The organism is Nisaea sp. (assembly GCF_017640745.1).
In the GTDB taxonomy this organism is placed as follows: domain Bacteria; phylum Pseudomonadota; class Alphaproteobacteria; order Thalassobaculales; family Thalassobaculaceae; genus Nisaea.
The window spans coordinates 1-22,980 of sequence record NZ_JAEPQA010000021.1 but is presented as its reverse complement, the minus strand read 5'-3'; the positions used below and the strand labels follow the sequence as shown (position 1 = coordinate 22,980).

Here is a 22,980-nt window from a genome sequence, read left to right as displayed (position 1 = left end):
GGATGCGGAAGTCATTCGCACTACTTTCCGCCCTTTCGGCAGCGCTTTTCGCTGCTCCCGCTTCGGCTGAGCAGTGGCTCTGGGGGATCCAGGCCGAACAACTGGAATGGCGCAGCGGGGAAGGCTCGGAAGCCTATGCCTGGGACGCCGACGCCTTCGTCGGCAGGGACGAGTTCAAATTCGTCCTGCGCAGCGAGGCGGAATACGCCGCCTCGCCCGACAAGTTCGAGACGCTGGAGAACCAGCTGCGCCTGCAGGTTCCGGTCTCCGACTTCTTCGATGCCGTTGCCGGCGTGCGCTACGACAGTCCGGACGAAGGACCGCGCCGGACCTATGGCGTGCTCGGCCTGCACGGTCTGGCCAAGCAGTGGTTCGAGGTGGATGCCGACCTCTATCTCTCGGAGTACCCGGCGGCCCGCTTCGAGGTCGAATATGAGGGGCTGATCACCAACCGGATCATCTTCACACCCAGCATCGAACTCGACATCCCGCTTGCCGACGACGAGGCGACGGGGCGGGCCGCCTTCGGGCCGAAGCTCGAGCTCGGCGGACGCCTGAGCTACGACCTGCTCGACCGGGCGGTGGCGCCCTATATCGGCGTGCACTGGGAACGGACCCTCGGAGAGAGCGGCCGGCTGGTCCGGTCCGAGGGCGAAGATGACGACGTCGTTTCCTTCGTCGTCGGCATGAGGCTGATGTTCTAACGCTGCGGCCGGGAGACGGCGACATGCTCAGGCATAGAACCGGACCCCGGCCACGGCCAGATCCGCCGTGAAGGCCCGGCCAATCGCGACGAGGCCGATGCGCCGCAATTTCTTCAGGTTGAGGGGCGCCTCCAGCCTGTGCGGGGTGAAATCCGCAAAATCCAGACGCACGCTCTTCCAGACCGGGTCGGCGACGAAGCTTTGCCTGTAGGATTGCCAGGGGCGCGCGACGTCGTCGGTCCGAAGGTGCAGGTTGTATTCCTCGCCGTTGCCGAGGACCTCGAGCTCGATCCCGCGCCAGCCGCGCGCGTCAATGCTCTCGCCGCCCGGCGCGAGGTCGAGTGCGATCTGCAGAAACCCGCCATTGTTCTCAAGACTGACCTCGCCGCGCATCCGGAGCGCCTTGCGTCCCCCGACTTCCGCGCGGGCCATGGTTCCGCCGGAGACCCCCCCCATCACCCGGTCCGAAACCAGTTCCCATGCGGCCCCGGTCGCGGCTTCGGGATGGGGACGGGAGAGATCGTCGATCACGGGAAAGGTCGCGGCCATGGCGGGTCTCCGGGCAGTCAGGGGAAACAGGGCCGCAGCGGTCAGAAGTCCGAGGGCTGTACGGCGGGACGGCACAGGGCGGCTCCGGGTTTCCGTGGAACGGAAAGGAGAGACTAAGGCAGCGCAATGCCGTTTCAAGCGCCCTCGGATCGGCTATCGTGGCCGCAACGAATAACCGGGGAGCAAACGCAGATCATGACCACGAAACCCTATTCCGGCATCTGGCCGGTCGCGCCGACGCCGTTCACCGATGACGGTTCCGTCGATTTCGAGAGCATGAAGCGGGTGATCGACTGCATGGTCGACCAGGGCGTGGACGGGATCTGCATCCTCGCCAACTTCTCCGAGCAGTTCCTGCTGAGCGACGCCGAACGCGCGGAGCTGACGAAACTCTGCCTCGAGCACACGGCGGGACGCGTGCCGGTGATCGTGACGATTTCCCATTTCTCCACCGGCATCGTCGAGGCGCGGGCGCGCGAGGCGGCGGCGATGGGCGCGGCCATGGTGATGATGATGCCGCCCTATCACGGCGCCGCGCTGAAGGCCGACGAGGAAGCGATGTTCGAGCATTTCGCGCGCGCGGGCAAAGCCGGCGGAATCCCGATCATGGTGCAGGACGCCCCGCTCTCCGGCGTCGCCCTTTCCGTGCCGTTCCTGGTCCGGATGGCGCGCGAGATCGAACAGGTGAAACTGTTCAAGATCGAGGTGCCGCAGGCGGCGGCCAAGCTGCGCGCGCTGCTGGAAGCGGGCGGCGACGCCATCGAGGGGCCGTTCGACGGCGAGGAGGCGATCACCCTGCTCGCCGACCTCGATGCCGGCGCCACCGGCTCGATGACCTCGGCGATGATCCCGGACCTGATCCGTCCTGCCATCGCGGCGCATCTCGCGGGCGACCGGGCCGAGGCGAAGCGGGTCTATGAGCGCCTGCTGCCGCTGATCAATTTCGAGAACCGGCAATGCGGCTGGCGCTCCAGCAAGGCGGTCATGAAGGAAGGCGGCGTGATCGCCTCCGAGCATGTCCGACACCCGATCCGACCGCTGCATCCGGAGACGCGGGCGCAATTGCTCGAACTTGCGCGCGAAGCGGATCCGCTGGCGCTGCGCTGGGGGAAATGACATGCGTTTGAAGGACAAGGTCGCGATCATCGTCGGCGCCGGGCAGCAGCCGGGCGAGACCACCGGGAACGGGCGCGCGGTGGCGCTCCGCTTCGCCGAGGAGGGCGCCAAGCTCCTGCTTGTCGACGCCAACGAGGAGTGGGCGCGGGAGACCGAGTCGCTCTGCCGCGAGTCGGGCGCCGAGACCGAGGTGCTGAAAGCCGACATCACAAGCGAGGAGGAGTGCCGCCGCATCGCGGAGACCTGCAAGGCCCGTTTCGGACGGATCGACATCCTGCACAACAATGTCGGCCGCTCGCGCGGCGACCGGCCGACGCCGGAGATGGATGCCGGCATGTGGGACGAACTGATGGCGATGAACCTGAAGGGCATGTTCCTGACCGCCAAGCACGTGCTCCCGGTGATGCGGGAACAGCAGTCGGGCGTGATCCTCAACATCTCCTCCACCTCCTCCCTCGCCGCCCGCGGTACCGTCGCCTACAAGACCTCCAAGGGCGCGGTGAACACGCTGACGCATCATCTGGCGATGGAGAACGCCCCATATGGCATTCGCGCCAACGCGATCCTGCCGGGCCTTGTCGACACGCCGATGGCGATCGAACGGCGGGCGCAGGAGACCGGCAAAAGCCGCGAGGTGATCCGCGCCGAACGCAAGGCCGACGTGCCGCTCGCAGGGCGCACGGGAACCGCGTGGGATGTCGCCAACGCGGCGCTTTTCCTCGCCTCCGACGAGGCGGGTTACATCACCGGAATCTGTCTGCCGGTGGACGGAGGTCTGACGGCGAATATCGGCTAGGCGTGCCGGCCCCTACTCCGCCGCGGCGCCCTCCGCCCTCCGCCGCTCGGCCGCCACTGCCATGCGCCAGCCGAGGCGCGGGTTGAGCCGGCCCGCGAGCGCCCAGGAGGCAAGCAGGCCGAGCCCGGTCGCAGCGAAGATGCCGGAGACCGGCGCCACCAGCAGGACCAGCCAGGCCACGCCCGGCGAGAGGATGCCGGAGACGTCGCGGAAGCTGGAATAGACCGCCGCCATGTCGGTGCGCTCGGACGGTTTCACCGCCATCAGGAAGGGCAGCCCGCCGCAGATGTCGAGCAGCACCAGGAAGGCCGAGCCCGCCATGAGCAGCAGCACGGTCGCCCAGGGCAGCGCGCCCATTGCACCGGCGGCGACGAAGGCGATGCCGGCTGAGAGGAAGCCGGTGCGGACGCCGAAACGCACGCTCCGGCGCTCGACCCAGCGCAGCATCAGCGGCGAGGCGAACAGCATGGCGTTGCTGAGCGAGAGCGCGATCCCTCCGACCTGCTCGCCGAGCCCGTTCTCGATCGCATAGACCGGGAGATAGACCACATAGGTCCACCAGCCGGCGGAGCGGAACACGGCGAAAAGCCAGCCCGCGACCAGCCGCGGCTGGGCGAAGAACCGGCCGAGATAGGCGAGCGGGTTCGGCGTCGGCGCGCGCGCCCTTGTGATCAGCTTGCCGTTGCCGAGCCGCATCCACCAGAACACCGCGAGCAGCGCCAGCGCCGCCGATCCCGCGACGAGGAAGGGCGCCGGCTCCCAGAAATGCAGCAGCCAGACCCCGCCCGCCGGACCGAGGGTCCATGAGGCGGCGCTGTAGAACAGGCGCAGGGTCTCGCAGCGCCCGAGATCGGCGCTCGCGACGTAGTCCAGCACATAGGCGTTGAAGCAGACGAAGACGGTGACCGTCGCCGCCATGTTGAAGCACAGCGCGGCGGCCACCAGCTCGCCCTCGCCGAAGATCACCAGCGCGGCGCCGACGACATAGGAGAGCGCGCCGCCGGTATAGAGCCAGCGCCGGGGGATCCAGCGCACCAGCCAGGGCACCAGCAGCCCCCAGCACATGGAGAAGAGGCCGACCACGAAATAGATCCCGGAGACGAGGCTCGAATCCTGGTAGGCCCGGTACATCACGATCGGGAAGACCGAGATCAGCATGCCGCGGGTGATCGCCTCGGTGCCCGCAAGCACGGCGAAGCCGCGTGCGCCCGGCCGGGGCGTGTGGCGGAGAAGCTCGGGGATGTATCTCTGGAACATGGGATATCAACGCTGGTGATATCCCGAGGCAATCAGGGATCGGCCGCCGTTGCTTCCCCGGATGCGACTCTTCGGCGGGTTTTTCCGGGGCGGGTGACGGGTTCTGGATAGTTGCGCCGGATCGAGTGCCCGGCCGCGCGACCTCCTTTCCCCTCCGTCGTCATCCCGGCCGCAGAGCCGGGACCTTGTCGAACATCGGGCCCAAAATGCCGGAAGGTCCCGGATCGGGGTCCGGGATGACGGTTCTCACGGGTGATGGATGGCGCCCCTGCCCCCGTCACGCGCGGTCACGAGTGCTTGACGGAGAGCGGCGACCGATTGCGCGCCCTGCGCGAACAGCCTAGCTGTCAGAAAAGACCGGCGCACAGTAACGCGCCGCCGCCGAAGGAGACGCCCCCATGGCCCAGACAGACGACATGACCGCCCCCCGCGCCGTCCCGCCGCTAAACGCCGCCACGCTCGGCCTGATGTTCGTCGCCGGCGCCGTCGCGACGACGGCCTTCGATCTCTGGGGCCAGTTGATCAGCCCCGCGCTCGGCTGGGCCAACCTCTCGCCGCACGGCCTCGCGCGCAGCCTGCTCGGCGCCTTCGGCCTGCCGCACAACGATTTCGCCGGCTATTTCGTGCATTTCTACCTGGTCGGGCTGATCGGCTATCCGGTCGGCTGGCTCTACATCTTCCGGCCGGCCTGGGAACGGGTGACCGGCGGCCCCGGCGGCTGGTTCCTGCCCTCCGCGCTCTACGGCTTCGGGCTCTGGGTCTTCGCCATCGGCGGCATCACCTGGATCGCGGGGCTGCCGTTCTTCCTGAACTTCACCGGAATTACCTGGGTCGCGCTCGTCGGGCATGTGCTCTACGGGATCGCGATGGTGGCGGTGATGGAGAGGATCGGGCGGAGGTGAGCGGGGATCGGGTGGGTTTGAGGGAGCCGCCACTCTGCCCTGTCTGCGTCATACTGACGAGAGTCTGGATCCACTGGTCCCGAATGAGCGCGGGATTAGAGCCAAGGTTTCGGAGCAAAACCCAGGATGACGTGTTGGTTGGACAATTGAGACGTGCGTACCCTTATTTCCAAACCCTTTATACCTCTCCACGCATCAATTAATCAAATTATAGACAACCTAAGCCAGCAATTATACCATCAAGTAAACCAAAGGATGGAAGCGATATGAAAATTGGATTAACAGGAGCTCACGGTACCGGGAAAACGTCGCTAGCTAAGAACTTGCAAAGCAATTTAATAAAGATAAATATTACCAAAATTTGCAATGAAACCCCACGCATAATAATTGATTTAGTAGACGACAGTACATTTTTCCAAAGAGGAAAAAATACGACCTTAAGACAATTATTGATATTTCTTTTTCAGGCAACGGAAGACTATTTCCAAGAAAAAGAAGCAGATATATTGATCGCAGACCGAACTATGATCGATCATCTCGCATATACGTTAGACTTATTTCCAGAGTTCGAAAACAGCGCAGAGTGCAACGCTCTCATATTTTCAATTAAAAAATGGATGCAGACCTACGACCATATTTTCAAAATTCCAATTGAGTTTCCTCTAGAAAATGATGGAGTACGTGAAGAAGATATAAATTTTCAAGCACGTATTGATCAGAAAATCGACGCACTATATGATAAATTTAACATTCAACCAATTCCTGTTTCAGGATCAACCCAAGATCGCGCCGATTTTATTTTGAAGAAAATATTTTCTGTTGATTGACGACGAAAATTTTCGAATTTCGGACTCCATATGTCTATGATCTTCGTATGTAATAACAAAGAAGTTGTGCGAGCGAAGCAAGCCATCTAAGAAACGCGAGCATTTTCCACCATTCTCAATAAGCGGCAATATCGGCTTCCCCCAAGCAAGTGCCATGGCAATTTCTGCGCCTACGCCGTGCGATGGTTCGTTCAAAAAAGCGATAACACCGTCCGCGTCCTCTAGAGCACGAACATCACGGCTAAACACATCATCACTAGGGATAAACTTGGCTCGTTCTGGGTCGGTCTGCAAATGCGGAAGGAAGCAAAAATCTCCAGATGAGTCGAGAATTCTCGCGGCCTCCTCGTATAAGTCTCTAGCAATTTGCAGGTTGGTAGACGCCTGCAAAGCTCCTGAAATATAAATTTTAGACATTTAGTAAACAGTCCTACTGAAATAGCGTGGCATCAAGTTTTCCCGCTTCAGAACAAAACAGTACATAACCCACCTCATCATCAAGAACGTCTAATGACCGATTTTTCACAAATATATCTTTCTGCTCTTGGCCAAAGACCCACGGAACAACTAACCCATGAAGCTTCCATACTTTTTTATTAATAGAAATTATAATATCCTCAATTTTTCTGCCTCCCTCTGAAGCGCCCTCAAATGTCCCTGACGATAGGTTAATATGTCTCATTGTACAGCCTAACGGAAGCCAAGGCCTAATTTGACGTTCACGATATGGTGTTGAACAAAAAGAAATACGTAGTTCCCGTTTTTCTGAATTTTTTCTTTTGTATTTCTTTACACCGAAGACGCCGCCGCAAGGCAGGAAATCGTTTATCGATCGAAATATCACCGCTTCAGAAACATTATATTTATGCGAAATAATAGAAATAGTTTTGCTCGATATTTTACTTTTTCTCAATTCCTGAAGCAATTTTGGTCGCGGAAGAAGGATATGAGAGGCCGCGTAATCACATAAATCTTCTATAAAACTATAAGTCTCTTCATCCCTGAATGTTAGCTCAATCAGAGACGCCCCAAGTGCACGCAACAAAATTATATGAACAAACTCATGAGCAATTGAAAATCTCCACCTTTTTGAACGCCCACTACCGCCTTTGAAATGTGCTTTCGGAACCTCAAGGAACAGAGATCCGTCCTTGATACTAACAGATGCTTCAGCTTGGCCAGTATTTACATCACTATACTTAAACTCAACTCCAATCACGTCCAATAGCGGTTTAATATGAAAAGGTGGGACTTCTTGATTGGAAGCCCTGACAACACTAGTGCACAAGCGGCGGATCGCTGAATAGGCATTGGAAGCACCGGTCAGTTTCACCAACCGCTGCTCAATTTCCGCACGCCCATAACCGTGTGCAGTTGCTGCAATACTATTCATGCTGCCGCCTGACATCAGCTAGGTGCATGTCAAAATCAGCTTGACTTAACTCAGCGTTCAATCCGCGAGCAGCCAATCTCGATACCACTCTTTCTTGCACTTCCAGAAGCTCCGCGGCTGACAGACGCTCACCCGTTTTCGCCTCGTGGCTCATCGCACGCTGCTTGAAAGAAGTGCCGGCTAACGTATTGTGAAACATCACGATATTGTCAGAACGCTGCAATACGTCCAAAAGCGGGAGGTCAGAAGATACGTCTTGCGCGTTCTTATCCGTAGCATCAGACCACCTCATGAGCTTCGCGAACCGAGGGTCAAGGGCAGAGGATAGCAATTCAACGCCGTAGCGGCTACAGTTTCGATTTACAACTGTCGCGAGCAACAAAAAGGCAAACTGCTGCCAATAGGGTGAAAACATTTCCTGAATTTGATCAATTTCATCCTGCAAGGCACTATCGTCAATCGCCTCTGATCGATGGCGCATGCTGGCCTCATACTGAACCAGTCGGAGAACCTCATCCAACGGCTTCGGATTGTTCGGCATGGGAATCATCGGGTCTGATCGTGTCGCCCCCCCCTCGACCACAATCCTATTAGTAAACTCTTCGGCATTCTCGTAAATGTGCATCGAGGCGGCATAGTGACTTAAAGGAGCCATTGCGACACCGCACTCAGCTGCAACTACTTCTGCAAGCATTGAAAATTCGAAAATGTTAAATGGAAGCAGAACAGCTGCGTTGTTCGACCTCATTATTATCTGAGTATGCAGTTTTTCTTCGCGAATATGGAAAAACAGACCAAAAGCGCACGGAATATCTGACGATTCACGTGTCGTGTCAGTTGGCTGATAAATTGAAATTGCGGCTCTTCTTGAATTCGGATCAGCCTTAAGGCGGTCGATCACCCCTTTTAACTGGTCAATTCCTGGATGAGCCTGCCGAATTCTCGCGCCATATGACGACCCAGGCACAATTACGCCATCATCTGTGAAAGAGGCAACTCGAGGCTCATAGAATGCAATATCTGCTAACCTATTGTTTCCAGATATCATCCAAACGAACCTGGCGACAGCGACCGGCAAACTCAGAGTAAAAACATTATTTGCGACAATTCTGTGCAGTGGATTTTCAATCCTAAACTGAAAAGCCAACTTCTCAAAAGTTTTATATCTTACCTTATCAGCTCCTGTACTGACAGCATTTACCGAAGGCGCAGAAAGAATATTCTTCAATACTGAGCGGAATCCGCTGTCTGCAGAATTTTCCGCGAATCCATTATCTGCGTAGCTCACTATTTTTCTCCATCAGCATCAAACAAAAGTAATTTTCTGGTAGTTTTAACGATAGGACAGAAACGCAATACGTGCAGGGTATTTTTTGGTGCATTATGAAAATTCGGTATTGAAGCCAAAACACGAAATTGGTGTCCGGTTGGCGGAACTCCAATTAGCCCCCTTCCCTCCCTAATTCCACCCCCCTACATTCCCCTCATGAGCACCCAACTCGAAGACGCCCCCGCCCTTGTCGGCGCACTGAAGCCCGATCTGAAGTCCGGCGCCGCGCCGCAGGATCGCGGGCGGCCGTTCGAGATCGTCTCGGAGTACAAGCCGGCGGGCGACCAGCCGGCGGCGATCCGGGATCTCGTCGCGGGGATCCGGCAGGGAGAGATGGACCAGGTGCTGCTCGGGGTCACGGGCTCGGGCAAGACCTTCACCATGGCGCATGTGATCCAGGAGGTCCGGCGCCCCGCCCTCGTGCTGGCGCCGAACAAGACGCTGGCCGCCCAGCTCTACGGCGAGATGAAGAGCTTTTTCCCGAACAACGCGGTCGAGTATTTCGTTTCCTATTACGACTATTACCAGCCGGAGGCCTACGTCCCGCGCACCGACACCTATGTCGAGAAGGAAGCCTCGATCAACGAGCAGATCGACCGGATGCGGCATTCGGCGACGCGCGCGCTGCTGGAGCGGGACGACGTCATCATCGTCGCCTCGGTCTCCTGCATCTACGGTATCGGCGCGGTCGAGACCTACGGCAAGATGACGGTCAACGTGAAGGCCGGGTCGACCATCGACCAGACGAAGCTGATGCGCCAGCTGGTCGAGCTGCAGTACCGCCGCAACGACGCCAGCTTCCACCGCGGCACCTTCCGGGTGCGCGGGGATTCGATCGAGATCTTCCCGGCCCACCTCGAGGACCGCGCCTGGCGGCTCTCGCTGTTCGGCGACGAGGTCGACCAGATCCACGAGTTCGACCCGCTGACCGGGCAGAAAACGGCTGAGCTCGAGCAGATCCGCGTCTTCGCCAACAGCCACTACGTCACGCCGAAGCCGACGCTGCACCAGGCGGTGAAGGCGATCAAGCAGGAGCTGAAGCTCCGGCTGGACGAGATGAACAAGGCGGGCAAGCTGCTGGAGGCACAGCGCCTCGAGCAGCGCACCGTGCTCGACATGGAGATGATGGAGGCGACCGGCTCCTGCGCCGGGATCGAGAACTATTCGCGCTATCTCTCCGGGCGCAATCCGGGCGAGCCGCCGCCGACCCTCTTCGAGTACCTGCCGGAGAACGCGCTGCTGATCGTCGACGAGAGCCATGTCACGGTGCCGCAGATCGGCGCCATGTACAAAGGCGACTTCGCGCGGAAATCGACGCTTTCGGAATTCGGCTTCCGGCTGCCCTCCTGCATGGACAACCGACCGCTCAAGTTCGAGGAATGGGAGGACATGCGCCCGCAGACGGTCTTCGTCTCGGCGACGCCCGGCCCGTGGGAGCTCGACCGCACCGGCGGCGTCTTCATCGAGCAGCTGGTGCGCCCGACCGGCCTGATCGACCCGGTCTGCATCGTCCGCCCGACCGAGACCCAGGTCGACGACGTGATCGCCGAGTGCAAGGACTGCGCGGCGCTCGGCCAGCGGGTGCTGATCACCACGCTGACCAAGAAGATGGCCGAGGCGCTGACCGAATACATGCACGAGGCCGGCATCAAGGTGCGCTACATCCACAGCGACGTGGAGACGCTGGAGCGGATCGAGATCATCCGCGATCTCCGGCTCGGCGTGTTCGACGTGCTGATCGGCATCAACCTCTTGCGCGAAGGGCTCGACATCCCGGAATGCGCGCTGGTCGCGATCCTCGACGCCGACAAGGAGGGCTATCTCCGCTCCAAGACCTCTCTCGTGCAGACCATCGGCCGGGCGGCGCGCAACGTCGAGGGCCGGGTGCTGCTCTATGCCGACCGGATGACCGACAGCCTGCAATACGCCATCGACGAGACCAACCGGCGCCGGGCGCGGCAGGAGGAATACAACGCCGAACACGGCATCACCCCGGAGAGCGTGAAGAAGTCGATCGGCGACATTCTCGAAAGCGTCTACGAGCGCGGCGACCATGTGACGGTCGAGACCGGCTCCGACGAGGGCGAGCTGGTCGGCAAGGACATCAAGCAGGTCATTTCCGAGCTCGAGGCCGCGATGCGGACCGCCGCCGCCGATCTCGAATTCGAGGAGGCGGCGCGGCTGCGCGACGAGATCAAGCGGCTGGAGGCGGCCGATCTCGGCATGACGCTGGAAGGCAAGCCGCTGCCGAAGGGCGCGGTCGTCCGCATCAAGGGCCCCGTTCAGCCGCCGAAAGGCAAACCGCCGAAACGGACCTCGGGAAAGCGCCGGAAATAAGGCAGTGGCGGCAAGCCTGTCGCCGCCGGGTGCGCAGGGAATGCCGATTCCCCGATCAATGCCATTGAAAGCAGGGGCATAGCTCTAATATCAAGGGGCAGTCATTCAGGCCCGCCGATCTGCTCCCGAGGGACAGGGGCGTCCGGGCCGGCCCCGAACCGAAGCGCTGGAAGGCATACCTCCGTGACCGCTGAAGCTTGTCATCTCTCCCGATATTGGTTGCAAGCGGGAGCCCCTGCGTGATCCTTCCCCTCGCCCTTGCCATCGGCGGCCTCGTCGTCCTTTTGGTCGCCGCCGAGATCATGATCCGGGGCGCCGTCGGCGGCGCCCGCATCCTGAAGATCTCGCCGCATGTCATCGGCCTCACCGTCATCGCCTTCGGCACCTCGGCGCCAGAGCTCTTCGTCAGCCTGAAGGCGGCGCTGCACGGCCATGACGGCATCGCGATCGGCAACGTGGTCGGCAGCAACATCGCCAACATCCTGCTGATGATCGGCACCGTCGGGGTGATCTACCCCTTCGCCTGCGGCGACCCGGCACTGCGCCGCGACGGCATCATGCTGCTGCTCTCGACCGTGGTCTTCGTCATTCTATGCCACGCGGGCATGATCGAGCGCTGGCACGGCTGGGTGATGCTGACCGTCCTCGCCGGCTATCTCTTCTACTGCTACCGCGAGGATCGCAAGACGAGCCTCGCCGGCGACGAGAGCGTCCATGCGAAGGAAGTGGACGAGTTCGACAACCTGCCCAGCTCCATGCCGAAGGCGGCGCTCTACACGATCCTCGGCCTCGCCGGGGTGATTTTCGGCGCCCGGATGCTGGTCGACGGCGCGGTCGACGTCGCCCGCCTGCTCGGCGTCTCGGAGACGGTGATCGGCATCACAATGGTCGCGCTCGGCACCTCGATGCCGGAGCTCGCCACCACCATCGTCGCCGCGGTGCGCCGGCACAACGACGTTGCGCTCGGCAACATCATCGGCAGCAACATCTTCAACACGCTGGGCATTCTCGGCGCCGTCGCGGTCGTGAAGCCGATCAGCATCCCGCAGGAAATCATGGACAGCGACCTCTGGGTCATGGTCGGCGTGACCGTGATCTTCGTCGCCGCCGCGCTCAGCCTCAGGAGCCTCGGCCGGCCGATCGCGATCGCGTTCTTCCTCGCCTACGGCCTTTTCGTCATCGGCCAGTTCACGACGTTTCCCGTGACAGCCCTGGCAGGCGGCTGACCCGCCTTAGCGCTCGTACAACAGGCTGAAGCCGACCGCCTCGCAATCCTCGTAGACGTCGGGCTTGCGCGTCGTCGCGCGGACCCAGCGCACCGCCGAGCGTTCGGCGATGATCTGGATGATCGCGTGGCAGAAGGTCTCCTGCAGATTGAAGCGCCGGGTCTTGACCAGTTCGAGGATCTCGGTGCGGACGAAATCGTAATCCAGCACCCGCTCGATATCGTCGCCGGCGCCGGTCGGATCGACATCGACCTCCATCTCGACGCTGACCAGCACGCGCTGCGGCTGACCGCGCTCGAAATCGTGGATGCCGATATCGACATTGACGGCGAAATTCTCCAGCAGGATCCGGGCACTGGTGATCGGCATTTCTGTCGCTAGTCCTTCCCGTCCATGAAGGCGATGTCGCGCGGCAGCGCCTGCAAGACCTGGCCGCCGTCGATGGTGATGGTCTGCCCGGTAAAGGCCGGCGCCGCAAGGATGAAACGGAGCGCAGCCAGGATCTGCTCCGGCGAGCAGCCGCGCCCGAGCATCAGCGCCTTCTGGGATTGCACAAACTCCTCCTCGGTCTGCGGCCCGCTCGGCAGGGTGACGCCCGGCGCGATGCCCGCGACCCGGATCTCCGGCGCCAGCTCCATCGCCAGCATCCTTGTGAAGCCTTCCAGGCCGAATTTGGTCAGCGAATAGGAGAGATAGTCCGGATTGGGCGCGAAGACCTTGTTGTCCAGCAGATTGACGATGCAGCAATCGGGTGCGGGCGCTTTGCCCCCGGCCGCCTGTGCGCGGATCCGGCGGGCGAAGGCCTGGGAGAGCAGCACCGGCGCCCGCAGGTTCACCGCGTGGTGGCGGTCCATTGCCTCGGCAGTGAGACTGTCCAGGCGGTCGCCTTCGAACAGCGAGGCATTGTTCACCAGCAGACCGAAGGGCGGGACGCTGTCCGCGAGCGCCGGGATCAGCGTGCTCACGGCCGCCGCGTCGGCGAGATCGCATTGCACCGTCGAGGCCGCCCCGCCCGAGGCGCGAATCTCCGCCTGCAGTTCTTCTGCAGCTTCGGCCGAGCCGTTGAAGTGAATCACGACATGCCAGCCGTCCGCGGCGAGACCTCGTGAAAGGGCCGCCCCGACACGGCGCGCACCACCTGTCACGAGTGCTGTCCGCAGGTCTCCGTCAGAACTGGAAATCATCTGGGAATCAACTTCACATGGAGCTGGTTATTTACCGCGGCGAGCCTAACCCCGTATGGCAGCAACGAAAAGCGATAGCATAAATTTCCCTGCATTTTTTACACATTCGCCGTTAATCATGAACTAAGTCATGGAAGGGTCACCTTCCCGTCACAAATTGTGATATGAATCAGCACCTTAGAATATTTATTGTTTGTTTTCATAGACTTATCGGTCATGCTCAATTTTTGGGCAAAGCGTGCGGAATGAGGGAAAGTGGGCCCTCGAACACGCCGCTCAAGAGTTATACACAGGCTTTTCCACACGGAACGGGGATAGAGTCGGAGAGAGATTGCCCGCCTCGTTCGACGTTCCAGAAACGTTCTGCGTGAAGCCGTTTCCGTAACCCTGCCGATCCGCTAGAAAGACAGAATGTCGACAGCCAAGCCAGCCTCCTCCGACGCCGCGGACGCGAAACCGGACCAAGCGCAGAAGGTCCGGTCGCCGAAGCCGGACATCGAGCGCGGCGTAAAGGTCATCCAGGCGCAGGTGAAGCTGCTTCCGAACGCGCCCGGCGTCTATCGCATGCTCGATCATGCGGACGAGGTGCTCTATGTCGGCAAGGCGCGGAACCTCAAGAAGCGGGTCTCGAACTACACCTTCCCGGCCAAGCTGCCGCACCGCATCTTCCGCATGGTCAGCGAGACCCAGCGCATGGAGTTCGTGCGCACCCATACCGAGGTCGAGGCGCTGCTGCTCGAGAGCAATCTCATCAAGAAGCTGCGCCCGCGCTTCAATGTGCTGCTGCGCGACGACAAGTCCTTCCCCTACATCCTGCTGACCGGCGACCACGACTGGCCGCAGCTGGTGAAGCATCGCGGCGCGCGCAGCCGCAAGGGCGACTATTTCGGACCCTTCGCCTCGGCCGGCGCGGTGAACCGGACGATCACCGCCCTGCAGCGCGCCTTCCTGATCCGCAACTGCTCCGACGCGATCTTCGCCAGCCGCACGCGTCCCTGCCTGCAATACCAGATCAAGCGCTGCGCCGCGCCCTGCGTCGGTTATGTCAGCGAGGCCGAATACGGCGAGCTGATCGCCCAGGCGAAGGACTTCCTCACCGGCTCCAGCCGCAAGGTCTCGCAGCAGCTCGCCGAGCGGATGCAGGAAGCGAGCGACGCGCTCGATTTCGAGAGCGCCGCGCGCTACCGCGACCGGATCCGCGCGCTCGCCCATATCCAGTCGCACCAGGACATCAATGTCGAGGGCGTCGAGGACGCGGACGTGCTGGCGCTGCATGGCGAGGGCGGCACCGCCTGCATCCAGGTATTCTTCTTCCGCGGCGGCAGCAACTACGGCAACCGGGCCTATTTCCCGAGCCACGACAAAAGCCTCGAGGCGGGCGAGATCCTCGCCGCCTTCGTCGGCCAGTTCTACGACAACAAGCCGCCGCCAAAGCTGGTACTTGTCAGCCACGACATGCCGGAACAGGAGCTGATCGCCGAAGCGCTCAGCACCCGAGCCGACCGAAAGGTGGAGGTGCTGCGCCCGCAGCGCGGCTCCAAGCGCAAGCTGATGGAGCACGCGATCGCCAACGCGCGCGAAGCGCACGGCCGCCGGCTGGCGGAAAGCTCCTCCCAGCGCCGGCTGCTCGAAGGCCTCGCGGAGGCGCTCGATCTCGAACAGCCGCCGGAGCGGATCGAGGTCTACGACAACAGCCACATCCAGGGCACGAACGCGACCGGCGCGATGATCGTCGCCGGTCCCGACGGGCTGATGAAGAACGCCTACCGCAAGTTCAACATCCGCAATGTCGTGCCCGCGGATGCGCCGATGCCCGCAGCTGAAGATCTGGAGGAGGGTGCCGACGCGCCGGTCCAGGCGGGAGACGACTACGCGATGATGCGTCAGGTTCTGACCCGCCGCTTCAGCCGCGCCCTGAAGGAGGACCCGGACAGGACCTCCGGCAACTGGCCGGATCTCGTCCTGATCGATGGCGGCCAGGGCCAGGACAGCGTCGCGCGCGAGGTCTTCAGCGAGCTCGGGATCGAGGATGTGGCGATCGTCTCCATCGCCAAGGGACCGGACCGCGATGCCGGCCGGGAGCGCTTCTTCACCGGCAAGCGCCCGCCCTTCTCGCTGCCGATCAACGATCCGGTGCTCTATTTCCTGCAACGTCTCCGGGACGAGGCGCACCGCTTCGCCATCGAGACGCACCGGGCGAAGCGCGCCAAGGCCATCGGGCAGTCCAAGGTGGACGAAATTCCGGGCATCGGCGCCAAGCGCAAGAAGGCGCTGCTGCACCATTTCGGCTCCGCCCGCGAGGTTTCCCGCGCGGGCCTGCAGGACCTTGAAGCCGTGGACGGAATCAGCAGAACCGTCGCGAAACGGATATATGATTTCTTCCACGAAGAGGGCTGATTGGTGTAGCTTCGGCCCTCAAGAAGAGAGCGGCCGCAGCGTCGCCGAAGCCAATCTTCAGACCGAAGCAGAGATATGACCGGCCTCCCAAATCTGCTGACCCTTTCGCGTATCCTGGTGATCCCGTTCATCGTGGCGCTCATCTGGATCAACGAGCCGACCTACCGCTGGATCGCCCTGGCGCTCTATGCCTTTGCCGGGATCACGGACTATCTCGACGGCTATCTCGCGCGCTCGATGAACCAGCAGTCCGATTTCGGCCGGCTGCTCGACCCGATCGCGGACAAGCTTCTGGTGGGCGCCTGCCTGCTGATCCTGAGCGCACTCGACCATATTTCCGGCTACAGCCTGCTGCCGGCCCTGATCATCCTGCTGCGCGAAATCCTGGTCTCCGGCCTGCGCGAATTCCTGGCCGAGATCCAGGTGCGGATGCCCGTCAGCCGTCTCGCGAAATGGAAGACCGCCTTCCAGATCGGCTCGCTCGGCTTCCTGATCGTCGGCGAGGCAGGCCCCGCCTGGCTGCCGACCGTGCTGATCGGCGAAGGGCTGCTCTGGGCGGCCGCGATCCTGACGCTCGTCACCGGATACGACTATCTGCGCTCCGGCCTGCTGCACGTCACCCCGGAAGCCGCCGCCGAACGCGCCCGACGCAAATCCGCGAAGGGCAAGGGCGCCGCGGCAGACGCGTGACTTGAGTCCGGTACCTCCTGACCTCTAGACTTCGCGCCATGAAAATCTTCGGTCTCGTCGGATGGAGCGGCAGCGGGAAAACCACCCTGCTGGTCAAATTGCTCCCTGAGCTCGTCGCCCGCGGCATCCGGGTGTCGACCATGAAGCACGCCCACCACACATTCGATGTCGACAAGCCGGGCAAGGATTCCTACGAGCATCGCGAGGCCGGCGCGACGGAAGTGCTGATCACATCCGCAAACCGCTGGGCACTGATGCACGAGAACCGTGACGCGCCGGAGCCAACGATCGAGGACCTCCTGCCGCATATGAGCCCGGTGGACCTGCTCATCATCGAGGGCTTCAAGGAACATGCACACGAGAAGCTGGAGATCTTCCGGCGCGAGACGGGAAAATCCCTGCTGCAGCCGAACGATCCGATGATCCGGGCTGTGGCGTCGGACGGGCCGGTCGAGGAGGCGACCGTTCCCGTGCTCGATTTGAACGATGTTCCGGCGCTGGCGGACTATATTCTCGACATTACTGGTCTTTCGAAAGCCGCGTGAGCCATGTCGCAACTGACCGATGACTGCTTCGCCTTCGGCGGAAAGCTGATTCCCGTCGCCGACGCGCTCGCCCGCTTTCGCGAGGTCCTCACCCCCGTCGTCGATCCGGAACATGTCCCGCTGAGCGCCGCGCTCGGCCGCATCCTGGCGGAAGACATCGTCGCAAGCCGGTCTGTGCCGCCGCACGACAATTCCGCCGTCGACGGCTATTCGGTCTATTTCGACGATCTCTCGCCGGACGCCGAGACGGTTCTGCCTGTGACCGCCACAGTCGCGGCCGGTCATCCGATGGACGGGCCACAGGTGCGCGGCACCGCGATCCGCATCTATACCGGCGCCCCGATGCCTGCCGGAGAAAATGGTGCCGGGCCGGATACGGTGCTGATGCAGGAGGACTGCCGGAGCGACGGCGAGCGGGTGGTCATTCCGCCCGGGATCAAACGCGGCGCCAACCGGCGCTTTGCGGGCGAGGATATCGCCGAGGGCAACCGCATCCTCGAGACCGGGATCCGGCTCCGGCCGCAGGATATCGGGCTGGCCGCGGCGACCGGACTGACCAACCTGCCTGTCTACAAGGCGCTGCGCGTCGCGATCTTTTCGACCGGCGACGAGATCCGCGAGCCCGGAACCGAAGCGCCCTCGGGCACGGTGTACGATTCGAACCGCCATACATTGGCCGCCCTGCTGCGCGGGGTCGGAGCCGAAGTGGTCGATATGGGGATCCTTCCCGACCGTCTGAACGAGATCCGGGACGGACTCACCGCGGCCGCCGGGAACGCCGACATGATTCTCACCTCCGGCGGAGTCTCGAGCGGCGGCGAGGACCATGTGAAAGCCGCCGTCGAAGCCCTTGGCTCACTGCATTTCTGGCGGCTCGCGATCAAGCCGGGCCGTCCCGTCGCGCTGGGCCAGATCGGGCGCACGCCTTTTGTCGGCCTGCCCGGCAATCCGGTCGCCGTGATGGTCACCTTCCTGCGCGTCGCCCGCCCGCTGATCGAGCTCCTGTCCGGCGCCCGGCCGAAGGCGCCGGACCTCTTCCCGGTTCGCGCCGCCTTCGACTACAAGAAGAAGCTCGACCGGCGGGAATACGTCCGGGTCACACTGCGCCGGAACGGTGACGGCATACTGGAAGCGGAAAAGTTCGAGCGCGACGGCGCCGGAGTGCTTAGCTCTATGGTGGCAGCCGACGGTCTGGTGGAGCTGCCGGAAAGCTGCACCCGGATCAAATCCGGCGATATTGTCGATTACCTGCCCTTCAGCGAGGTTGGCCTGTGAAGATTCTCTATTTCGCCTGGATGCGCGGCAAAACCGGTATCGGAGAGGAAGACGTCACCCCGCCGGCCGAGGTGACGGATGTCGCCGGGCTCGTCAGATGGCTGAAGACGCGCGGCCCGGGTTTCGAGGATGCCTTCCAGAATATGGAGGTCGTCCGCGCCGCCGTGAATCAGGAGTTTGTCGAACTCGACGCGCCGGTGAAAGCTGGCGATGAGGTCGCGTTCTTCCCGCCGGTGACAGGGGGCTGAGGCGATGATCCGGGTCCAGAAGGAAGATTTCGATCTGGGCGAGGAGCTTCGCGCGCTCGGCGCCGGGAACCACAATATCGGCGGTATCACCAGTTTCGTCGGGCTCGTCCGCGACATGGCGGGCGGCGAACATGTCGGCGCGATGACGCTCGAGCATTATCCCGGCATGACCGAGAAGATGCTGGAGAAGATCGAGGCCGAGGCGAACGAACGCTGGCCGCTCGAGGCCAGCCTGATCATCCACCGCTACGGACGCATGGAGCCGGGAGAACAGATCGTGCTCGTCGCCTGCGCCTCCCCGCACCGCGAGGCCGCCTTCGAGGCCTGCCATTTCCTGATCGACTGGCTGAAGACGAAAGCTCCGTTCTGGAAGCTCGAGGAGAAAGACAGCGGCGCGTCCTGGGTCGAAGCCAGGGAGAGTGACGACACCGCTGCGGCCAAGTGGGATTGAAGGTCCGAACGCGCCGCACTTCAGACGAAGGGTGTCGTTTTCGGAGCAATTTTCACCGCCGCCGAACAAGGCCGTGCGTTGCACGCTACGCGCATGAAATAGCAAGTTAAATTTCGATTTTTCCTATGCCCTGAATGCATGCGGCCTATGCAAAAAACGCAATTGCTGCAGTGCGCCCGCTCGTCGATACGGGACGCGGCAATTGAACGGGCCGTCGGGCCGCCTGCGTCACCCCGCAGACGGCCTTTGCTCTACCCGGAGCAGCTCACGCCCGTCGCCGGATGAGAACCGACGATGTGGCAGGGAGACCGGGCGATGGGCATTCGCTTGGAAGAGCGCGATTTGCTTGACGTGGCCGTGGAACACGGCCTCGAAGACTATCCGTTCTGGGCCGGCGCCGAACGCCGTATCACCGATGCTGATATCGACCGCGCGCTCGCCGAAGGGCGCTTCATTGCCCCCGACGACAATCGCGACCCGAACACGCCGATGAGCGCCGAAGACCATGCCGCCCGCGTCGCCTGGCTGGTCCGGCATGGCGATTTCCGCCGGATGAGTCTGGTGTTCCGCAACGGCCGGCTCTGCGACGGCAATCACCGTTTCGCCGCCTGTCTCTATGCCGGGATCGAGCGTATCCGCTGCGTCTTCATGGAAAGCGACGCGCTCGCCGCCGCCGCCTGATCCGTCACCGCGACACTCCGAGTTGTGAGCGTTGCAAGGACGGCGCTAGACTCCGTCCAGTTCCAGTCGACGGAGTTCCCCATGATCGGCGCCATTACCCTGCTGCTCGGATGCCAGCTTCTAGGTGAGCTGTTCATCGCCGCTACCGGTCTCCCCCTGCCAGGTCCGGTGGTCGGGATGGTGATCCTCTTCACCGGTCTGCTGATCCGTGGCGGCATCCCGGAAACCGTGGCGAAGGTCTCCGACACCCTGCTCCGAAATCTGTCGCTGCTCTTCATTCCCGCCGGCGTCGGGGTCATGCTTCACCTCTCCCTGATCGAGCGCGAATGGGTCGGCGTGACGGTGGCGCTGATCGGCAGCAGCGCGATCACCGTCGCCCTGACCGCCCTCGTCATGGTCGGCCTGAAAAAGCTCTCACGGGCCGGGGGAGAGGAGTAATGGACGGCAATTTCACCGATATCTGGGTCTATCTCTCGGCAAGTCCGCTGCTGCACCTGTTCCTGACACTGCTCGCCTATCTCGGCGGGCAGAAACTCTATGAACGGCTCGGCATGCACCCTCTGGTCAATCCGGTGCTTCTCGCGGTGATCGTGCTCGTCGGCATCCTCACCGTCACCCGCACGCCCTACCTCGTCTATTTCGAGGGCGCGCAGTTCGTCCATTTCCTGCTCGGACCGGCGACGGTTGCCCTCGCGCTGCCGCTCTACCGGCAGGTGGCGCGGGTCCGCAAATCTCTGGTGTCGATCCTGTTCAGCGTGATCTTCGGATCCGTGCTCGCGACAGGAAGCGCCCTCGCCATCGCCTGGGCCTTCGACGTTTCCGAGGCGACGCTGATATCCATCGCACCGAAATCTGTCACCACGCCGGTCGCCATGGGCATCAGCGAGAAGCTCGGCGGCCTGCCGTCGCTGACCGCCGTCTTCGTCATTCTGACCGGCATCATCGGCGCGATGATCGGCCCGCTCGTCCTCAATATCCTGCGCATCAAGGACTGGTCGGCCCGCGGCTTCGCCATCGGCGTCGCGGCGCACGGGATCGGTACCGCGCGGGCGATGCAGGTGAGTGAAGTAGCGGGCGCCTTTTCCGGCCTCGCAATGGGACTCAATGCCCTGGCGACCGCAATCCTGCTGCCGCTGCTCTGGCAGTTTTTCTTCTAGACTGTTCCCCATGCGCCGTCCGTCCCGCGACGCGGCGGCGCATGGGGACAAGACAATGGCGGATCAAAGGCATAGTCTCCGTCCGCCATGACCGATACCACCGCCTCCCCGATCGACCGCCCGAGCCTCGGCATCGCCCTCATCCTGATCGGCATGCTGGCCATCTCGATCAACGACATGCTGATCAAGCAGCTCTCAGGCGGTTACCCCTTGCACCAGATGGTCTTCACACGCTCGGCCATAGGGATCGCCTTCAGCCTGGTGATCGTCCAGTTCGAAGGCGGCTGGCAGATCCTGAAAACCAACAGGCCGGGCCTCCACGCGCTGCGCGGACTGCTGGTCGTGATCGCCAACATGTCCTATTTCGCCGCGCTTGCCGTCCTGCCGCTCGCGGACGCGACCGCCCTCTTCTTCGCCGCGCCGCTCTTCATCACCCTGTTGTCCATACCGGTGCTCAGGGAAAAGGTCGGGCCGTTCCGTCTCGGCGCCGTGCTCGTCGGTTTCATCGGCGTGGTGATCATGCAGCGCCCCTGGGCGAGCCCTGAGGATCTCGGCGTCAGCCGTCTGGTTCTTGTGCTTCCTGTGATTTCGGCAATCACCTATGCGGGCATGCAGATCATGACCCGCAAGCTCGGGATGAGCAGCAAGCCGTCGGCGCTGGCCGTCTATATCCAGACCATGTTTCTCCTGGTCGCGGGTCTCTTCTGGATCTTCGCCGGGGACGGGCGCTTTTCGGAGGGAACCGACAACGAGAGCCTGATCTTCCTGCTCCGTGCATGGGTCTGGCCAGAGGGCGTGGATTTCTGGCTTTTCGTCGGCCTCGGATTCAATTCGGCCGCCGTCGCCTATTGCCTCTCGGCCGCCTACCGCGCGGCGGATGCCGCGATCATCGCCCCGTTCGAATATACCGGCCTGCTGCTCGCGGTCTTCTGGGGCTGGGCGATCTGGGGCGAGATCCCCGGCCTCGAGGTCAAGACCGGCATCGTGCTGATCATGGGCGCGGGCCTCTTCGTGTTCCTGCGCGAACGTCAGCGCAACCGCCCGCTCGCAAGCGATCCGCCGCGCGGCACCGGCGCGACGCGGCGCTAGCCGGCCTCAGAGATCGCGGACCCAGAACTGCATCGGTTTCGCGGTTTCTTCCGTCTGGTCGATATCCCGCCAGGAAAAGTCGGTGATCAGCCCTTCGACCTTGCGGTAGCCGAGATGCGTCCAGACCGGATCGAGTGGCGGGATCGCCGGATCGCGGAGCGGGTGATCAGCCGGACGGATGACGCCGCAGAAAGTCTCCCAACGGAAGCCGCCGAGATCGATCGCGTGCTGCCGGCGGCGCTCGAGGAAGCTGCGGTAGAGGCCCTGCCCCCGGTAGTCGGGCAGCATCACCGTCTCCGCGCCGTAGAACACCTGCTCCGGTGGGAAGTCCGAGCCGCGGAAGGGTGCGATCAGTTCGTCATGCTCGGACAGCAGTGGCATGCCGGTCGAGACTCCAACGATCTTTTCTCCGTCGCGGGCGGCGATGACCACAGCCCCTTCGGCCGCTGCCAGCTTGGAGATGTAGCGGCGCTCCCAGCTCTCCGTTCCGTCATAGAGATAGGGCCATTCGCGGAACACCCTGATCCGCAGCGCCGCAACCTGCTCGACGGCACCCTCGAACTCGGCGGAACCCGGCGTCAGTGTGAGGAAATCGATGCTCATGCGCCCTCGCCCGTGACCTGTTCGATCCAGTCCTGCAGATTGTAATAGGTCGTCACACGGGAAATCAGGCCACCGGATAGCTCGAAGAAAGTCCCTGCCGGAAGACAATAGGTCTGGCCGCTCGCAGCCGGCAGGCCTTCGTCGTCCGCGAGATAGGTGCCGTTGACGGTGAACTCGGCGGCAACCCGGCTGCCGTCCGCCGACGGCATGACGACGATATCGG

25 protein-coding genes and 1 pseudogene are annotated in these 22,980 nt (G+C 62.1%); 17 read left to right on the top strand and 9 right to left on the bottom strand.

Annotated elements, in window-relative coordinates; genetic code table 11:
* Positions 1-2: 2 nt before the first annotated feature.
* Positions 3-704 (top strand): copper resistance protein B, encoded by a 702-nt coding sequence (locus JJ959_RS15010; RefSeq protein WP_292885096.1) that lies wholly within the window; start codon positions 3-5, stop codon positions 702-704.
* A 27-nt stretch (positions 705-731) separates the two neighbouring features.
* On the opposite strand, the gene JJ959_RS15005 is transcribed toward JJ959_RS15010, so the two are convergent.
* On the bottom strand, positions 732-1,253 hold the full coding sequence (locus JJ959_RS15005; protein ID WP_292885094.1) for a CIA30 family protein: 522 nt from the start codon (positions 1,251-1,253) through the stop codon (positions 732-734).
* 195 nt (positions 1,254-1,448) lie between these two features.
* On the opposite strand from JJ959_RS15005, the gene JJ959_RS15000 reads away from it, so the two are divergent.
* Positions 1,449-2,369, top strand: a complete 921-nt coding sequence (locus JJ959_RS15000) for a dihydrodipicolinate synthase family protein (protein ID WP_292885091.1) — start codon at positions 1,449-1,451, stop codon at positions 2,367-2,369.
* A gap of 1 nt (position 2,370) precedes the next feature.
* Positions 2,371-3,165: a glucose 1-dehydrogenase gene (locus JJ959_RS14995; protein WP_292885088.1), complete on the top strand. Its 795-nt coding sequence runs from the start codon at positions 2,371-2,373 to the stop codon at positions 3,163-3,165.
* A gap of 12 nt (positions 3,166-3,177) precedes the next feature.
* Here JJ959_RS14995 and JJ959_RS14990 read toward each other — a convergent pair whose 3' ends face one another.
* Positions 3,178-4,422: an MFS transporter gene (locus tag JJ959_RS14990; RefSeq protein WP_292885085.1), complete on the bottom strand. Its 1,245-nt coding sequence runs from the start codon at positions 4,420-4,422 to the stop codon at positions 3,178-3,180.
* 398 nt (positions 4,423-4,820) lie between these two features.
* Here JJ959_RS14990 and JJ959_RS14985 point away from each other — a divergent pair, with 398 nt between their 5' ends.
* A complete protein-coding gene (locus JJ959_RS14985) occupies positions 4,821-5,324 on the top strand; it encodes a hypothetical protein (protein ID WP_292885082.1) in 504 nt (167 codons plus the stop codon).
* A 266-nt stretch (positions 5,325-5,590) separates the two neighbouring features.
* A complete protein-coding gene (locus JJ959_RS14980; protein ID WP_292885079.1) occupies positions 5,591-6,151 on the top strand; it encodes an ATP-binding protein in 561 nt (186 codons plus the stop codon).
* Here JJ959_RS14980 and JJ959_RS14975 read toward each other — a convergent pair.
* From JJ959_RS14975 to JJ959_RS14965, 3 genes are read right to left on the bottom strand one after another with little or no spacing between them, the layout of a single operon-like run.
* On the bottom strand, positions 6,098-6,568 hold the full coding sequence (locus JJ959_RS14975) for a nucleoside 2-deoxyribosyltransferase (RefSeq protein WP_292885076.1): 471 nt from the start codon (positions 6,566-6,568) through the stop codon (positions 6,098-6,100). The two genes, JJ959_RS14980 and JJ959_RS14975, sit on opposite strands and share 54 nt — an antisense overlap.
* Positions 6,569-6,581: 13 nt before the next feature.
* Positions 6,582-7,544, bottom strand: coding sequence for an ImmA/IrrE family metallo-endopeptidase (locus JJ959_RS14970; RefSeq protein WP_292885074.1), 963 nt, complete (start codon positions 7,542-7,544; stop codon positions 6,582-6,584).
* Positions 7,537-8,832: a thymidylate synthase gene (locus JJ959_RS14965; RefSeq protein ID WP_292885071.1), complete on the bottom strand. Its 1,296-nt coding sequence runs from the start codon at positions 8,830-8,832 to the stop codon at positions 7,537-7,539. Before JJ959_RS14965 ends, JJ959_RS14970 begins: the two co-directional genes overlap by 8 nt.
* A 198-nt stretch (positions 8,833-9,030) precedes the next feature.
* Between JJ959_RS14965 and uvrB the strand changes: the two genes are divergently transcribed.
* Complete coding sequence (gene uvrB / locus JJ959_RS14960) at positions 9,031-11,211, top strand: excinuclease ABC subunit UvrB (RefSeq protein ID WP_292885068.1); 2,181 nt, start codon at positions 9,031-9,033, stop codon at positions 11,209-11,211.
* A 239-nt stretch (positions 11,212-11,450) separates the two neighbouring features.
* Complete coding sequence (locus JJ959_RS14955) at positions 11,451-12,437, top strand: calcium/sodium antiporter (protein ID WP_292885065.1); 987 nt, start codon at positions 11,451-11,453, stop codon at positions 12,435-12,437.
* 6 nt (positions 12,438-12,443) lie between these two features.
* Here the strand turns inward: JJ959_RS14955 and JJ959_RS14950 are convergent, their stop codons facing one another.
* Positions 12,444-12,806, bottom strand: coding sequence for a dihydroneopterin aldolase (locus tag JJ959_RS14950; protein ID WP_193182799.1), 363 nt, complete (start codon positions 12,804-12,806; stop codon positions 12,444-12,446).
* 8 nt (positions 12,807-12,814) lie between these two features.
* On the bottom strand, positions 12,815-13,621 hold the full coding sequence (locus JJ959_RS14945) for an SDR family oxidoreductase (protein WP_292885062.1): 807 nt from the start codon (positions 13,619-13,621) through the stop codon (positions 12,815-12,817).
* A 411-nt stretch (positions 13,622-14,032) separates the two neighbouring features.
* On the opposite strand from JJ959_RS14945, the gene uvrC reads away from it, so the two are divergent.
* From uvrC to JJ959_RS14895, 10 genes are all read left to right on the top strand, one after another.
* Positions 14,033-16,018 (top strand): excinuclease ABC subunit UvrC, encoded by a 1,986-nt coding sequence (gene uvrC / locus JJ959_RS14940; RefSeq protein ID WP_292885060.1) that lies wholly within the window; start codon positions 14,033-14,035, stop codon positions 16,016-16,018.
* Between the two features lie 75 nt (positions 16,019-16,093).
* A complete protein-coding gene (pgsA, locus tag JJ959_RS14935) occupies positions 16,094-16,708 on the top strand; it encodes a CDP-diacylglycerol--glycerol-3-phosphate 3-phosphatidyltransferase (RefSeq protein WP_292885058.1) in 615 nt (204 codons plus the stop codon).
* A 38-nt stretch (positions 16,709-16,746) separates the two neighbouring features.
* Positions 16,747-17,253 (top strand): molybdopterin-guanine dinucleotide biosynthesis protein B, encoded by a 507-nt coding sequence (mobB, locus tag JJ959_RS14930; protein ID WP_292885055.1) that lies wholly within the window; start codon positions 16,747-16,749, stop codon positions 17,251-17,253.
* A gap of 3 nt (positions 17,254-17,256) precedes the next feature.
* A complete protein-coding gene (gene glp / locus JJ959_RS14925; RefSeq protein WP_292885052.1) occupies positions 17,257-18,528 on the top strand; it encodes a gephyrin-like molybdotransferase Glp in 1,272 nt (423 codons plus the stop codon).
* The gene (gene moaD, locus JJ959_RS14920) at positions 18,525-18,776 is read left to right on the top strand and encodes a molybdopterin converting factor subunit 1 (protein ID WP_292885049.1); all 252 of its coding nucleotides are present in this window, start codon (positions 18,525-18,527) and stop codon (positions 18,774-18,776) included. The genes glp and moaD overlap by 4 nt, the downstream gene beginning before the upstream one ends.
* A 4-nt stretch (positions 18,777-18,780) precedes the next feature.
* Entirely contained in the window at positions 18,781-19,227 is a 447-nt protein-coding gene (locus JJ959_RS14915; protein ID WP_292885046.1) for a molybdenum cofactor biosynthesis protein MoaE, read from the top strand.
* Positions 19,228-19,542: 315 nt separating this feature from the next.
* Entirely contained in the window at positions 19,543-19,908 is a 366-nt protein-coding gene (locus JJ959_RS14910; RefSeq protein ID WP_292885043.1) for a hypothetical protein, read from the top strand.
* An 81-nt stretch (positions 19,909-19,989) separates the two neighbouring features.
* Complete coding sequence (locus tag JJ959_RS14905; protein ID WP_292885041.1) at positions 19,990-20,346, top strand: CidA/LrgA family protein; 357 nt, start codon at positions 19,990-19,992, stop codon at positions 20,344-20,346.
* Positions 20,346-21,065, top strand: a complete 720-nt coding sequence (locus JJ959_RS14900) for an LrgB family protein (RefSeq protein WP_292885038.1) — start codon at positions 20,346-20,348, stop codon at positions 21,063-21,065. Before JJ959_RS14905 ends, JJ959_RS14900 begins: the two co-directional genes overlap by 1 nt.
* Positions 21,066-21,152: 87 nt before the next feature.
* Entirely contained in the window at positions 21,153-22,154 is a 1,002-nt protein-coding gene (locus tag JJ959_RS14895) for a DMT family transporter (RefSeq protein ID WP_292885035.1), read from the top strand.
* A 6-nt stretch (positions 22,155-22,160) separates the two neighbouring features.
* Here the strand turns inward: JJ959_RS14895 and JJ959_RS14890 are convergent, their stop codons facing one another.
* The gene (locus JJ959_RS14890; RefSeq protein ID WP_292885032.1) at positions 22,161-22,757 is read right to left on the bottom strand and encodes a GNAT family N-acetyltransferase; all 597 of its coding nucleotides are present in this window, start codon (positions 22,755-22,757) and stop codon (positions 22,161-22,163) included.
* Positions 22,754-22,980: pseudogene (locus JJ959_RS14885) on the bottom strand (isopropylmalate/homocitrate/citramalate synthase); the annotation flags it as partial. The gene JJ959_RS14890 and the pseudogene JJ959_RS14885, both read right to left, overlap by 4 nt.